15 protein-coding genes are annotated in these 15,400 nt (G+C 46.3%); 14 read left to right on the top strand and 1 reads right to left on the bottom strand.

The features are described 5' to 3' along the window. Positions 1–177: 177 nt before the first annotated feature. Positions 178–1,305 (bottom strand): AraC family transcriptional regulator, encoded by a 1,128-nt coding sequence (locus NBH01_RS01760; RefSeq protein WP_225680013.1) that lies wholly within the window; start codon positions 1,303–1,305, stop codon positions 178–180. Positions 1,306–1,482: 177 nt separating this feature from the next. On the opposite strand from NBH01_RS01760, the gene NBH01_RS01755 reads away from it, so the two are divergent. The 14 genes from NBH01_RS01755 (at position 1,483) to NBH01_RS01690 (ending at position 15,332) form a co-directional block, all read left to right on the top strand. Beyond that, positions 1,483–2,769, top strand: coding sequence for an IS1380-like element ISBfi1 family transposase (locus NBH01_RS01755; protein ID WP_004312659.1), 1,287 nt, complete (start codon positions 1,483–1,485; stop codon positions 2,767–2,769). Between the two features lie 770 nt (positions 2,770–3,539). Further along, entirely contained in the window at positions 3,540–3,719 is a 180-nt protein-coding gene (locus tag NBH01_RS01750; RefSeq protein WP_008771119.1) for a hypothetical protein, read from the top strand. Positions 3,720–3,900: 181 nt separating this feature from the next. Further along, a complete protein-coding gene (locus NBH01_RS01745) occupies positions 3,901–4,356 on the top strand; it encodes a ferritin-like domain-containing protein (RefSeq protein WP_005680129.1) in 456 nt (151 codons plus the stop codon). A gap of 80 nt (positions 4,357–4,436) precedes the next feature. Beyond that, the gene (locus NBH01_RS01740) at positions 4,437–5,084 is read left to right on the top strand and encodes a MarC family protein (protein ID WP_004308119.1); all 648 of its coding nucleotides are present in this window, start codon (positions 4,437–4,439) and stop codon (positions 5,082–5,084) included. A 46-nt stretch (positions 5,085–5,130) separates the two neighbouring features. Further along, the gene (locus tag NBH01_RS01735) at positions 5,131–5,613 is read left to right on the top strand and encodes a ferritin (RefSeq protein WP_004308118.1); all 483 of its coding nucleotides are present in this window, start codon (positions 5,131–5,133) and stop codon (positions 5,611–5,613) included. 23 nt (positions 5,614–5,636) lie between these two features. Beyond that, a complete protein-coding gene (locus NBH01_RS01730) occupies positions 5,637–6,689 on the top strand; it encodes a class I fructose-bisphosphate aldolase (protein ID WP_004308117.1) in 1,053 nt (350 codons plus the stop codon). A 12-nt stretch (positions 6,690–6,701) separates the two neighbouring features. Then, on the top strand, positions 6,702–7,451 hold the full coding sequence (gene gpmA, locus NBH01_RS01725; protein ID WP_004308116.1) for a 2,3-diphosphoglycerate-dependent phosphoglycerate mutase: 750 nt from the start codon (positions 6,702–6,704) through the stop codon (positions 7,449–7,451). 76 nt (positions 7,452–7,527) lie between these two features. Then, complete coding sequence (locus NBH01_RS01720; protein WP_004308115.1) at positions 7,528–7,956, top strand: Hsp20/alpha crystallin family protein; 429 nt, start codon at positions 7,528–7,530, stop codon at positions 7,954–7,956. Positions 7,957–8,056: 100 nt separating this feature from the next. Then, entirely contained in the window at positions 8,057–8,554 is a 498-nt protein-coding gene (locus tag NBH01_RS01715; RefSeq protein WP_004308114.1) for an RNA polymerase sigma factor, read from the top strand. 22 nt (positions 8,555–8,576) lie between these two features. Next, a complete protein-coding gene (pfkA, locus tag NBH01_RS01710) occupies positions 8,577–9,563 on the top strand; it encodes a 6-phosphofructokinase (RefSeq protein WP_004308113.1) in 987 nt (328 codons plus the stop codon). Positions 9,564–9,575: 12 nt separating this feature from the next. Beyond that, complete coding sequence (locus tag NBH01_RS01705; protein WP_004308112.1) at positions 9,576–11,351, top strand: cation:proton antiporter; 1,776 nt, start codon at positions 9,576–9,578, stop codon at positions 11,349–11,351. A gap of 6 nt (positions 11,352–11,357) precedes the next feature. Continuing rightward, on the top strand, positions 11,358–13,916 hold the full coding sequence (gene glgP, locus NBH01_RS01700) for an alpha-glucan family phosphorylase (RefSeq protein ID WP_250699948.1): 2,559 nt from the start codon (positions 11,358–11,360) through the stop codon (positions 13,914–13,916). Between the two features lie 6 nt (positions 13,917–13,922). Continuing rightward, entirely contained in the window at positions 13,923–14,741 is an 819-nt protein-coding gene (locus tag NBH01_RS01695) for an arginase family protein (RefSeq protein WP_004308109.1), read from the top strand. Between the two features lie 54 nt (positions 14,742–14,795). After that, the gene (locus NBH01_RS01690; protein WP_008775197.1) at positions 14,796–15,332 is read left to right on the top strand and encodes a methylglyoxal synthase; all 537 of its coding nucleotides are present in this window, start codon (positions 14,796–14,798) and stop codon (positions 15,330–15,332) included. The last annotated feature ends 68 nt before the right edge of the window (positions 15,333–15,400 follow it).

Raw genomic sequence — 15,400 nt, 5'->3', positions numbered from 1 at the left:
GTCTGATTCAGCCTATAGTCATTTAAGACTAGTGTCAAAGTTAGTTCACTGCAACTCTACTTTTCAAATATACACTTATATTTTGTTGTGATATTTAATACTGCAAATGTAAATGTGTCAAAACGCTGACACACCTCTTTTAAATGCTATTTAATGCGAAATTACAAAAATACGCATTTAGATGGAGGCAAACTGTTTGCGCCATTGGCTAGGTGACATGCCCGTTTTTTGTTTGAATATACGATAAATCCATGTGTGGGATGAGAAACCGCACTCTGTGGAAATAGCGTCAATGCTATATTCGGGGTTGGCTTTCATCATGCGAACAGCCTCATTAAAACGAATGTCGCTAAGCCAGGTTCTAAAATTGGTGTATTCTGACTGATTGAAGTATTCTGTCAGTTCGTTTTTCTTGTATCCCAACTTGGTAACTAGCGAATAGATGTTAACTTCATAGTCCTTATAAAATCCCTCTTCACACCATTTCTTGAGGGCTAATTCTATTTCCATCTTTCTATTAGCTGTCAAGATATTTGTGCCATGAGTGTTCTTGCCGTCTTTCATGTCTTCTGCTTCCGTGACTTTTGCTTCTGCGTCATTTTCCTCAGGAATGACTTCTTTGGGTGTGATGTAATAGCCCATAGCAATGAAAGTGTGGACGAAAAAGATGACAGAGAGTAATATCAAGGGACCTATTATATATAATAAGGTATTGAAGAGGATTGCTACAGGAAGGAGTCCAGCAGCAAAGTATAGCAAAATGATGCTGGCTTGCGAATAGCGCACGTATGGAATCAAGTCGATTCCGAAATTCTCCATGAGCTTCTGCTTTCGGGCTTTTGTTTCTTTGCGAATGATAAGAATAAAATATGCCATGCTAGCCACAAAAAGACCGAGCATCACATAGAGCATATTGCCAATGTGTAAACTTTGACTTTTGAACATGCCAATGACGAAAACTATGGCGATGAGTATGTATGCCATCATACCACGTAAACAATACCGTCGCACTTTGTTGCCTGTGCTCTCTATGTTGATTATGGAGAGAGTGATGGCAAATGCCACTGGAGTATAGAACAATATGTTGAATGCTGCGCCCACATCGGTACCTTGTGCACGGAGTCCATGAATCATCTGTAAGAGGTAGTGGACGGAGAAGAATAGCATGGATGCAACGAGAATCCATCTTGATATTTCGTAGCGCCACACCTTCCATCTCACCTGCAAACTTGCCATGGCTAATTGCAATGCTAGCATGGCTGTAATGACGCAACATACAAGTTGTAATATGAATAACGATTTCATAGTATTGTTATTACCTTAATTCCGCAACACTATAAATTTTAACTTTTATAATATCCTGAACAACAAAAAGTTCTTGGACAAGCCAAGCGGCAAAGCCGAGCGGCTCAGGATTTTGTCATGTCAAAGGATTCACTTAACTTAGTGTTGCAAAAATAGTCAAACAAAACCTCATCAAGCATGGTAAAAGTACAAATAAAATCCGAGAAACTCACATCTTTTGGTGGTATATTTCCAATTATGGAGAAATTCGACAGGATGTTGTCTTGTACAATAGACTCTACTTTAGGTTTGCGTAGCAAAGTGTATGGCTATCAATATAGCGAGATAATACGTTCTCTGATGTGCGTATATTTCTGTGGAGGGTCATGTGTCGAAGACGTGACCTCACACCTTATGGAAGCACTTTGCTTGCATCCACCCCTCCGTACATGCAGCGCAGACACAATACTTAGGGCCATTCGTGAATTGACCACACCGAATCTGACCTACAGGTCTGATTCGGGCAAAAGCTACGACTTCAACGTGGCTTCCGACCTTAACAATCTGCTTGTCAATGCATTGCTGGCAACTGGACAGTTGCTGCCAGACAATGAATATGACTTTGATTTTGACCACCAGTTCATTGAGACGGAGAAATTTGACGCAAAAATAACCTACAAGAAGTTTACCGGTTACAGTCCAGGAATAGCAACGGTCGGCGATGTCATCGTCGGGATAGAGAACCGCGACGGCAATACCAATGTCCGTTTCCATCAGGAAGACACTCTAAAACGTATTTTTGAGCGTTTGGAGAATGCCAGAATACATATAAACCGTGCGAGGATGGATTGTGGCTCATGCTCTGAGGCTATGGTGGAAATGGTGGAGAAGCACAGTCGGCATTTTTATATCCGCGCAAACAGGTGTGTATCGTTGTATGACGATATCTTTGCCTTGCGCGGATGGAAGACCGAATACATAAACGGTCACGAGTTTGAGATATGCTCCATCATTGCAGAGAAATGGGTCGGCAAAGCGTACCGCCTTGTCATACAGCGGCAAAGAAGCATCAACAAGGAACTCGACCTGTGGGAAGGGGAATATACATACAGATGCATACTGACAAATGACTATACTTCGACAGACCGTGACATCGTGGAGTATTACAACAAGCGTGGCGGTGCTGAGCGTGTATTGGACGACATGAACAACGGCTTTGGCTGGAAACGGCTGCCAAAATCGTTCATGGCGGAAAACACGGTGTTCCTGCTTCTGACCGCTTTAATACGAAACTTTTACAGACACCTCATATCTGACGCAAACATGAAGAGCTTTGGACTTAAACGCACAAGCAGAATCAAAACTTTTGTATTCAAGTATGTTTCTGTCCCTGCAAAATGGATTAAGACTGCAAGACAGCACATACTGAACATATACACAAGCAATGATGCATACATGATGGCCTTCAAATTTGATTTTGGGTAGCCTCAAATCTTCGTGGCCTTTTGCGTATTGCCTCAAGTCGCATCATGGGGTAAGGGGATTTTGTCTCTTGCGACTGCACCATTAGGGTTCTTTACGAAAACGAGTCGTTTTAGAGAGGTATCTGCAACCCCAGATATCAAAAATATTACAGGTTGCGGATTTTAGGATGTACAAAAGCTCTTTTATGAGGCAATTGATGAACTCAGGATTACTTATCGCTGAAGGGCACGGGATTTGGAGAGCGGAGAGCGATGAAATTCAGTGGCGCAGAGAGTAAAATAATAAAAAAGTTGGATTTTTATTGACGCGAATCAATTCTTTTAGTATTTTTGCCTTGTCTTTTACCAAAAAAGATTAATAACAGTAAGCGTTAGGCATTATCCATGTTCAGGAAATCCCCAATTTCAAGACAACAATTGGATAATACATCAGGTGTCCCTATGCACTATTATATCTTGTTAGCATATATAGGCGTGGGGCTTTGTGTATTATATGTTGTTGAGTATGGGGATACTTCTGAACGGTAATACCAAAGTTCCCACGCTTAACTTTATATAAACACAACTTCAGGGAACAGAGTTGTCATATAATCGCATTATGAAAGCAATTTGTTTCAAAACCGGACAGGTCCTGCCTTCCGTTTTCATTCCTCTGTCTGTTACTGTCTTTAGTGGAATTCTCTGCCTTTTTGTTTCCATTCCTGCCCCTTTTCGGGACTTGCGGCTATTATTACACAAATTACATGCCAAACAGTTTCTCTGAATCCATTTATGGCATTCAATAATCCCCCTGGACATACAGAAGAGGAACTTTGGCAACAAATACTCTCCCTGTCAAGGGAATTGCAGGAATGCAGGGCCTGCCTGCACTATCATAATACGCTGGATTACATATACGACAAGATCAACATGATAGAGAAAGAACTGGATATCTTGTTGAGAATGTTGTAGGGATCTTGTGACAAAAAGGCATGATAATTATACATTTTTATGACTATTTGTCTCGCAAGCATTAAAATTCATTTTACAACTCCATAAGAGTCCGATTTACAGATGCTATCACATAAATTCATGATTATTGCAGGATATGAATTACGATTTATTTTGTCTAATTTCAAATATCAGAACAGCCATGGATAAACGAATTGAATATGCGATGAACACATTGATCAATACAGAAATCTGGTCAACTAACCTGTACCTGTCATTGCAGGTCTATTTTGAGGGGCAGCAACTTCCGATATTGGCCTCATGGCTAAGTGCACAGGCACAGGACAATATGGGCAAGGTCTATCAGATGATGAACCGCATCTATCATGAAGGAGGTGCTGTAACCATCCATGAAATCAGGCGCGACATCCGGCAATGGCCGACACCGCTGGCTGCCTTGAACACCCTGCTTGAACATGAACAATATATATCCCGTCAGATATCCGAACTTCACGTACTATGCCAGAATACGGATTCATCCATCCATTCTTTCATCAAGGGGCTGTACACAAAACGGATATATGTAAGTACGGCGTTTATGGAATTGTTGCGTATCCTGGCCATGGAATATGAACGCAGGCTGCCCTGCTTCATATGATGTGTCAAATCGTGTAACCTGACCGGAGTTTATTGTTCACAGAGAAAATAATGGTCTAAAAATAAAACAAGTATCATCCTATGGATATATTCGCATACTCAATGTTGTGTTTCACTTCGTTGTTCACATTGATGGACCCCCTCGGAGTGATGCCGGTTTTCCTGCAGATGACCGAGGGCATGAGTGCCGGAGAACGCCGGAGCATCGCCTTAAAATCCTGCGCCCTCACGTTCGTCATACTGGTACTTTTCACCTTGTGCGGCAGGTTCCTGTTCCATTTTTTCGGGATCTCGACCAATGGTTTCCGGATTGCGGGAGGTATCATCATCTTTAAAATCGGATATGACATGCTGCAGGCACACTTCACCCATGTGAAACTGAACGAGAACGAGAAAAAAGAATATTCCAGGAACATCACCGTCACGCCTCTTGCCGTTCCGATGCTGTGCGGTCCGGGTGTAATTTCAAGCGGCATAACACTGATGGAAGATGCCCCTGAGCATATTTTCAAAATTGCACTGGTTTGCGTGATCGCCCTAGTCTGTCTCCTCTCTTTCATTATCCTTTGCGTGTCAACGCGGCTTTTGAAAATTCTTGGAGAAACCGGAAATAATGTGATGATGAGACTGATGGGGCTTATTCTGATGGTCATCGCCGTGGAATGTTTCATAAACGGGATGCAACCTGTCCTGACAGATATTTTGAGACAAGCACACGCTTGCCCCTGAATATGAAAAATAAAAAATAGTACCAACATTAAAAATTAGATTCATTATGACCGAGAATTTACAAAAGGCCCTGAACGGGCAGATTACTGCGGAATTATGGTCCGCCAACCTGTATCTTTCAATGTCCTTCTATCTGGAAAAGGAAGGTTTTTCCGGCATGGCCCGCTGGATGCGCAAGCAATCGGCGGAAGAGACAGGACACGCATGTGCCATCGCCGAATATATGGCCAAACGTGAGGCGGAGGCAAAAGTGGACAAGGTCGATGTGGTTCCACAGGGTTGGGGCAGTCCCACCGAAGTCTTTGAACATGCCTTGGAACACGAGAGACATGTTTCCAGATTGATTGACGAACTGGTACATCTGGCTTCCGAGGAGAAAGACAATGCCACCCGTGATTTTCTTTGGGGATTTGTCAGGGAGCAGGTGGAGGAAGAGGCGAATTTCCTGAACATCGTAAACCTGATGAAGAAAGCCGGAGAGAGCGGCATCCTTTTCATGGATGCAAAACTGGGGGAACGCCAGTCCTGATTTGGAATAAAAAAACGACTGACATGAGCACGATTATTGATTTGTTGGGAACGCAGGCAGGATACTACCTGGACCATGTATGCAAGACAATAGACAAGAAACTCATCCATATCCCCGAGCCGAATATGATAGACAAGGCATGGGTGGATTCCGACAGGAATATACGCACCTTGGAGAGCCTGCAAGCCCTGTACGGGCACGGGCGTCTGGCCAATACCGGATATGTCTCCATCCTGCCGGTGGATCAGGGGATAGAACATTCTGCCGGAGCATCCTTTGCACCCAATCCTCTTTACTTCGATCCCGGGAACATTGTGAAACTCGCTATCGAGGGAGGATGCAACGCCGTGGCATCCACATTCGGAGTTCTGGGAGCTGTGGCACGTAAGTACGCCCATAAGATTCCTTTCATCGTGAAGTTGAACCATAACGAGCTGCTGACTTATCCGAACAGTTATGACCAGGTCATGTTCGGTACAGTGAAGGAGGCATGGAACATGGGTGCCGTTGCCGTGGGGGCAACTATCTATTTCGGTTCGGAACAAAGCCGCCGCCAGATTGTGGAGGTCTCACAGGCGTTTGAATATGCCCATGAGTTGGGGATGGCCACGGTATTGTGGTGTTATCTGAGAAACAGCAGTTTTAAGAAAGACGGGATTGACTATCATGCGGCAGCAGATCTGACAGGGCAGGCCAACCATATCGGGGTCACCATCAAGGCTGATATCGTGAAGCAGAAGCTGCCGTCCAACAATGGAGGTTTTAAAGCCATCGGATTCGGTAAGACCGACGGGCGTATGTATACGGAACTGGTCTCCGACCATCCGATAGACCTCTGCCGCTACCAGGTGGCCAACGGGTATATGGGAAGGGTTGGCCTGATCAATTCGGGGGGCGAGTCCCATGGGACATCTGACCTGCATGATGCCGTCGTAACCGCAGTGGTGAACAAACGTGCCGGAGGTATGGGACTTATCTGTGGGAGAAAAGCCTTCCAGAAGACGATGAAAGACGGGGTCTCGCTTCTGAACACCATTCAGGATGTCTATCTGGATCCTTCGATAACCGTTGCATAAAAACTATATGGCATGAAAAGGATCGTATTGTTGAGACATGGCGAGAGCCTATGGAACAAGGAAAACCGCTTTACCGGTTGGACCGATGTAGACCTGAGTGATAAGGGGATCGCAGAAGCCTGTAAAGCCGGTGATATGCTGAAAGAAGCGGGATTCTCTTTTGAGGCGGCTTACACATCCTATCTGAAACGGGCTGTGAAAACGTTGAATTGTGTTCTGGACCGTCTCAATGAAGACTGGATCCCGGTGGAGAAAAGCTGGAGGTTGAACGAGAAACACTACGGCATACTTCAGGGACTTAACAAAAGGGAGACAGCAGACAAATATGGCGAGGAACAAGTCCATATCTGGCGGAGAAGTTACGGCGTGTCGCCCGAGCCGGTGAAGGAAGACGATCCCCGCTATCCGGGGAACGACACCCGTTACGCCGGTGTTCCCGAAATGGAACTGCCACGGACTGAATCCCTGAAGGATGCCGTCATGCGTGTCATGCCCTATTGGGAATGTGTCATCCTACCCACATTGATGCATAGGGACAACCTGCTTGTCGTTGCCCATGGAAACAGTCTGCGCGGGATAGTCAAGCATCTCAAGAATATTTCCGATACGGACATATCCCTCTTGAACCTGCCCACGGCAGTACCTTATGTATTCGAATTTGATGAACGGCCGGTGCTTGTCAGGGACTATTTCCTCGGAGACCAGGAGGAGATACGGAGACGGACGGAGGCTGTAGCCGAACAAGGTATGATCAGACGATAAGAGTCAGTCAATCAGACTGATTTGTATTGTCTTTTTGAATATTTTATTTATTAACAATTTAAAAAAGGAGGTAAAAATGGTACCTGTAAAAACAAATTCAAACTGGTTGCCGAGTATTTTTAACGATTTCTTCGAGAATGAGTGGCTGGCAAAAACGGGAGTTACGGCTCCTGCCATCAATGTCATTGAGAATGACAAGGACTACAAGGTTGAAATGGCGGCTCCCGGAATGACGAAGGATGATTTCAAGGTGAATGTTGACGAAAACAACAACCTGACAATCTGCATGGAAAAGAAAGAAGAGAAGAAGGAGGAGAAGAAAGACAAGAAGTATCTCCGCCGCGAATTCTCTTATTCCAAGTTCCAGCAGACCATCCTGCTACCTGAAAACGTGGAGAAGGATAAGATTTCCGCAAAAGTCGAACACGGGATCCTGTCCATTGAAATCCCGAAAGTGAAGGAGGAAGAAAAACAAAAAACTTCCAAGGCTATCGAGGTTAAATAATTCCATATCTGGAATGGTGTAAGGCCGGACAGGCTTTTCCTGTCCGGAGAGCCGTCCGGCCTTTAACAGGCACTTCCGGAACAGGGAACCGGCACAACCGATGAAGGAATTCAATTTTGAAAAAGAGCTGCTTAGCGTACAGGACGAACTGTTCCGTTTCGCGTACAAACTGACAGCGGACAGGGAGAAGGCGGAAGATCTGCTGCAGGATACCCTGCTCAAGGCAATGCTTCACAAAGAAAGTTACAACAAGAACACAAATTTCAAAGGGTGGCTGTTTATCATCATGCGTAACACGTTTATCAACGGTTACCGGGCGGAGGTCGGTCATACCCGTCTGTACATATCCTCCGATCCTGCATATTATTCGCGGATCATGGACGAGTCCCGTACAGAGGAGGTGGACAGGAACTATGACCTGGAAAAGATACGTAATGCCATCAAAAGTATACCGGAGTCGCATTTCATACCTTTTGAGATGTACCTGTCAGGGTTCAAATACCGTGAGATAGCGGAAAGAACCGGTGTGAGTTTGGGAACCATAAAGAGCCGTATTTTTCACTGCCGGAAAAAACTGAAAGCTATATTGGCAGAATGAAACAAAACAAGAACTGAGATAGATGAAAAAAGATGAATATATAGGAATCCTTACTTCCGGAGGGGACGCTTCCGGAATGAATGCGGCAATCCGTGCCGTGACCCGTACCGCCATTTTCAACGGCTTCAAAGTCAAAGGAATTTACAGAGGGTACGAAGGCCTGATAGCGGGCGAGTCCAGGGAACTTACGACCGAGGATGTGAGCAGCATCATCCAGCGTGGGGGAACCATCCTGAAAACGGCACGTTCCGAAGCGTTCACCACCCCGGAAGGACGCAGAGAGGCATACGATACCATGAGGAAAGAAAAAATCGGGGCGCTGGTAGTCATCGGGGGCGACGGCTCACTGACTGGAGCCCGCATATTTGCCGAGGAATACCCTGTCACGTGCATAGGACTGCCCGGTACCATCGACAATGACCTGTACGGTACCGATTTTACAATCGGATATGATACGGCCCTGAACACCATTGTGGAGTGTGTGGACAAAATCCGGGATACAGCCACCTCGCACGACCGAATTTTCTTTGTCGAGGTGATGGGACGCGACGCCGGTTTCCTCGCCCAGAACAGCGCAATAGCCTCGGGAGCCGAGGCCGCCATTATTCCGGAAGACCGGACGGATGCGGATCAGCTGGAGACTTTTATCGGACGCGGATTCCGGAAGACCAAGAACAGCAGCATCGTCATCGTGACGGAAAGCCCGGGCAATAAGAATGGCGGAGCCATGCACTATGCCGACCGGGTAAAAAGGGAATACCCCGGATATGATGTCAGGGTCTCTATCCTGGGACATCTACAACGGGGAGGAGCGCCAAGTGCCAACGACCGCATATTGGCCAGCCGGCTGGGTGAGGCCGCCATACAGGCCCTGATGGAGGACCAGCACAATATCATGGTAGGCATACATAACAATGAGATTGTCTATGTTCCTTTTGACCAGGCTATCAAGAACGACAAGCCCATTGACAAAAACCTGATCCGTGTCCTTAACGAGTTGTCCATATAAAATGTTACTCCTATGTCGGAAGTTGCCCCTTTAATATCAGACCTTGCCACTATCTTGATTATAGCCGGTATCATAACCGTCATTTTCAAATGGCTGGGACAGCCGGTCATAGTGGGATATATTGTGGCCGGTATTATGGCAGGTCCTTCCATTTCCCTATTCCCGACTGTTTCCGACCAGGCCAATATCAAGATATGGGCGGATATCGGTGTTATTTTCCTCCTGTTCGCCATAGGACTGGATTTCTCGTTCAGAAAGCTGATAAGTGTGGGAGCCTCGGCCATATTCTCCACTGTTATCATCGTCTGCGGCATGATGTTCCTGGGATATACGGCAGGCAATGCGATGGGCTTCTCACACACGAGCTGTATCTTTCTGGGCGGAATGCTGTCCATGTCCTCCACCGCCATCGTATTCAAAGCATTCAGTGACATGGGGCTTCTCGATCAGAAATTTACCGGTATTGTCCTGGGGATACTAATCATTGAGGACGTGGTGGCGGTAATCATGATGGTGGTCCTCTCCACATTGGCTGTAGGCAAGCATTTTGAAGGCTTCGAAATGCTGGAGAGCATATTGAAACTTGCGGCCTTTCTTATTTTCTGGTCAGCATTGGGAATCTATCTGATTCCTACCCTTCTGAAAAGATTGAACCGCTTTATTAGCAATGAAATACTGTTGACAACCTCCCTGGGACTATGCCTGGGAATGGTGATGATAGCGACAAAGGCGGGATTCTCCGCCGCGCTGGGTGCGTTCGTCATGGGATCCCTGCTGGCAGAAACAGATAAAGCGGAAGAAATCGCACATATCGTGCAACCGGTAAAGGACCTGTTCGCCTCCGTTTTCTTCGTATCAGTGGGAATGATGATCGACCCTGCCATGATATGGGAATATGCCGTTCCTGTTTTTATCCTGACGGCACTGGTCCTATGCGGGCAGGTCCTGTTCGGGAGTTTCGGCGTGTTGCTTTCCGGACAACCGCTAAAGATTGCGATACAAGCCGGCTTTTCCCTGGCACAAGTGGGTGAGTTTGCGTTCATCATCGCTTCGTTAGGAATCAGTCTGAATGTAATGGACAAATACCTTTATCCGGTCATAGTGGCAGTATCGGTCATCACCACTTTCCTTACTCCTTATATGATAAGACTGTCGGATCCCGTCTACTGTTTTGCAGACAGGCACTTGCCACAATTCCTGAAAGATTACCTGACGCATTATTCTTCTGGAACAATGACCACAAGACATCAAGGCTCCTGGCACAAGCTCATCAGGTCCATGTTGGTATCCGTCACCCTTTATCTGGTGGTATGCCTGTTTTTCATAGCGCTGTTCTTCTCCTATGCGTATCCTCTGGTAATGGGACGTATTCCGGGGATGAAAGGAAGCCTGCTGAGCTTCGTTCTTGTCCTCCTTATCATATCCCCGTTTTTGTGCGCCATCATCATGAAGAAAAACAATTCCGTCGAATTCCGCAAACTTTGGGCGGACAACAGGTTCAACAGGGGGCTGCTGGTATCAATGATAGTGATCAAGGTGTTGATCTGTATCATTATCGTAATGGGTATCATCATCCGTCTTTTCAATGTCGCTTTGGGGTCAGGACTGATATTATCTTTCCTGATCATTGTCGTTATCTATTTTTCCAAGCGGATACGGAAACGATCGCTAAGTATGGAAAAACAGTTCCTCGAGAATTTCCAGGGTACAGCCGGGACATTTCCACAGGAAGAACCGGAAACAGGAGAAACCTCCACAGAAAAAAATCATGAACTATCAAATAAGTAAAATGTTATGGAATATTCAAGTTATCATGTAAACGTCCCACAATGGAGGGAGATTACAGTCGGTTCACACCTTCCGGCAGAATTGCGGAGATTTGCGGAGATGGCACATAATCTTTGGTGGACCTGGAACGAGGATGCGAAGAGTTTATATAGTGGTTTGAACCCGGAACTATGGGAAGAGGCGGAACAGAATCCGGTACTGTTTCTGGAACGGATGGATTATGAAGAGCTGGAGGCACTGACACATGACGGAAACTTCATGCGTAAGATGGAAAACGTATATTCCACTTTTAAGGCGTATCTTGATGTGGAGCCGGACCACAGCCGTCCGTCAGTTGCCTATTTCAGCATGGAATATGGTCTGGACAGGGTTCTTAAAATCTATTCCGGCGGTCTGGGCATATTGGCAGGTGACTATCTGAAGGAAGCTTCGGACAGTAACGTAGACCTCTGCGCTGTAGGGCTTTTATATCGTTATGGCTATTTTGACCAGGCTCTGGCGATGGACGGGCAGCAACAGGTTCATTATGACCCACAGAATTTCGGGCAGCTTCCGATAGAGAAAGTGATGCAGCCTGACGGGCGACAACTGGTAATCCATGTTCCCTATGCCGACAGTTTCACGGTCCATGCCAATGTATGGAAGGCCAATGTGGGACGTGTTTCCCTCTACCTGCTGGATACGGACAATGAACTGAACAGCGAGTTCGACCGTCCGATTACCCATCACCTGTATGGCGGTGACTGGGAAAACCGGCTCAAGCAGGAAATACTGCTCGGCATCGGAGGAATGATGACATTAAAAGTATTGGGCATCGAGAAAGATGTATATCACTGCAACGAGGGGCATGCCGCACTGATCAATATCCAGCGGTTATGCGACTATATATCCGAAGGCCTGGACTTCGGACAAGCCATGGAACTGGTTAGGGCTTCCTCGCTTTACACTGTGCATACACCTGTGCCTGCCGGCCATGACTATTTCGATGAGGGGCTTTTCAATAAATATATGAAAGGATATCCTGATAAGCTGGGCATTACGTGGGACGAGTTGATGAACCTCGGACGGCAAACTCCGGGCAACAAGGGAGAACGTTTCTGCATGTCGGTATTCGCCTGCAAAACCAGCCAGGCGGTAAACGGTGTCAGCAAGCTGCACAAGTCCGTTTCACAGCAGATGTTCGCGCCTCTCTGGAAAGGCTATTTCCCGGAAGAGAACCATGTGGGCTATGTGACGAATGGCGTACACTTTCCCACTTGGTGTACGGCGGAGTGGAAAAAGCTGTTTAAGGACAATTTCGATGAGAATTTCATGAACGACCAGTCCAATCAGGAAATATGGAAAGGCGTTTATAATATACCCGATGAAGAGATATGGAACATGCGGAAAAGGTTGAAAACCAAACTGATATCCTACATCAAGTGGAAATGCGGCCGGGACTGGCTCAAAAGCCAGGTTGACCCGGCATTGGGTGTCTCCATTTTCGAGAAGTTTAATCCGAATGCTCTTCTTGTCGGCTTCGGAAGGCGCTTTGCAACTTACAAAAGAGCTCATCTTTTGTTTACCGATTTGGATCGTCTGGCGCGGATTGTGAACAATCAGGAACATCCCATACAGTTTGTCTTTGCAGGAAAAGCCCATCCAAACGACACTGCCGGGCAAGGGCTCATCAAGCAGATTGTGGAGATATCCCGCCGTCCTGAATTCTTGGGTAAAATCATCTTCCTTGAGAATTATGACATGGACCTGGCACGGCATCTTATTTCTGGGGTTGACATCTGGATGAATACTCCCACCCGTCTTGCGGAGGCTTCCGGAACTTCCGGTGAGAAGGCTCTGATGAACGGCGTACTCAACTTCTCCGTGCTGGACGGTTGGTGGTACGAAGGCTACCGCAAGGAGGCGGGATGGGCCATCACCGACAAGGCCACCTATCAGGATGAACAGTACCAGAACCAACTGGATGCGGAAACAATTTATTTCCTGCTGGAACATAATATCCTGCCGTTATATTATGAACGGAAAGAAAAAGACTATCCGGAAACCTGGGTCAAGTACATCAAGAACTCGGTTGCGCAAATAGCTCCCCGCTTCACGATGAAAAGACAGCTGGATGACTACTATGACGGATTTTACAACAAGTTGTCGGAACACTTTCATGTTTTGGCGGCGGACAATTATGCAAAGGCGAAAACGCTTGCCGGCTGGAAGGCAGCTGTCGACAGCAGATGGAATGCCGTGGAAATCGTTTCCGTGAATGCGGGAAAAGGATTGGACGCCACGGTGGAGGCTGGTAAGGAATACGAGATGACGGTCGTCATTGACGAGAAAGGGCTGGACAACGCGATCGGATTGGAATCGGTCATTATACGGTATGAGGAGAATGAGGATCGCATCCATGAGGTCATTCCTTTTTCTTTGACATCCAAAGACGGAAACCTATACACTTTCAAGGCAATAACCAGAATGTTCAGCGCTGGAAGCTTCAAACAGGCATTCAGAATGTATCCCAACCATCCCCTGTTACCTCACCGGCAAGATTTTTGTTATGTACGATGGTTCTGAACGGACATGAATAAGCAAGAGTTACTGACAAATGGACGGTGTAAGAAGAAGGCGGACCGAGAAACCGTCTGGCCGGTTGTCATCATGAACTTCACCGGTGTGTATGCCCATGAGGTATTTGCACGGAACAATCAGTTCATTTGGCTAGACTGCCGTCACCTTTCTGGAACGAGAGGTTACTGTGACAAGGAGGGGATACGAAAATTGAAGCGGGTGATTGCCGGTTATCCAGCGGAAGGTATCCATTTCATTGATTCGGGCAATTATCATTACCTGACCAAATTATGGACAGACAAACTTCGAGTTCCGTTCTCTCTGATTGTATTCGACCATCACCCCGACATGCAGCCTCCCTTGTTCAAGGGCATGCTTTCTTGTGGGAGCTGGGTAAAAGACATGTTAGACTGGAATATGCTTTGCAAGAAAGTGGTGATAGTCGGTGCATCGGACAAACTGATACGCACCGTACCGGAAGAATACGGACAACGAGTCAGTTTTTATAGCGAAGCGACGTTAGCTCACGAGAAGGGCTGGCGCAATTTCTCCTCTGCGTATATTGAAGGACCGGTTTACTTGTCCATAGACAAGGATGTCCTGAACCCGGCATCCGCAGTAACAGACTGGGATCAAGGGTCTTTCAGCCTGCAGGAACTGGAGGAATTACTGGCAATTGTCCTTCGAAAGGAACGTGTAGTCGGCATTGATATCTGCGGGGAATGCTCCGCAACGCTTACTTTGTTTGAGGAGAGGCGGGAAGCCACCGTGGACAGCCGGGCGAACAAGGAGCTGCTCAAACTCATACAGTCATTCTCCTGTTTTTTATAAAGCTGTTGGATATTGTTAATTATATTATCACATAAACCATATTTTATTATTATGATGAAAACAATTGTTCGTAAAATCGGTCTGGTTGCACACGATGCAATGAAAAAGGACATGATAGAATGGGTTCTTTGGAACTCGGAACGTCTGATAGGGCATAAGTTCTATTGTACGGGAACCACCGGTACACTCATTAAAAAAGCGCTCGAAGAGAAACATCCTGAAACAGAATGGGATATCACGATTCTGAAATCCGGTCCTTTAGGTGGTGACCAGCAAATGGGCTCACGTATTGTGGAAGGAGAGATTGATTATTTGTTCTTTTTCACGGATCCGATGACATTGCAGCCACATGACACGGATGTAAAGGCACTGACCCGGCTGGCGGGAGTTGAAAATATAGTTTTCTGTTGTAACCGTTCGACAGCGGACCATATTATTTCCAGTCCTTTGTTTCTTGACCCGACCTACAAACGGATTCATCCAGACTATACCAATTATACACAACGCTTTGAAAACAAAGAAATTGTATCGGAAGCAGTAGAACGGGTGAAGAAACGGATGAGCCGAAATGAAAACAATATGATCGAATGAGAATGTAATGTCCAATAAAGGGGATGTGATATGTTTCAGTCATAAAAAGCAGGTTCCTATCCTTTCTG

Origin of the sequence: Bacteroides sp. B1-V-101 (assembly GCF_023656585.1) — a bacterium.
GTDB classification, from domain to species: domain Bacteria; phylum Bacteroidota; class Bacteroidia; order Bacteroidales; family Bacteroidaceae; genus Bacteroides; species Bacteroides thetaiotaomicron.
This window is presented reverse-complemented; position numbering and strand designations above follow the sequence as displayed.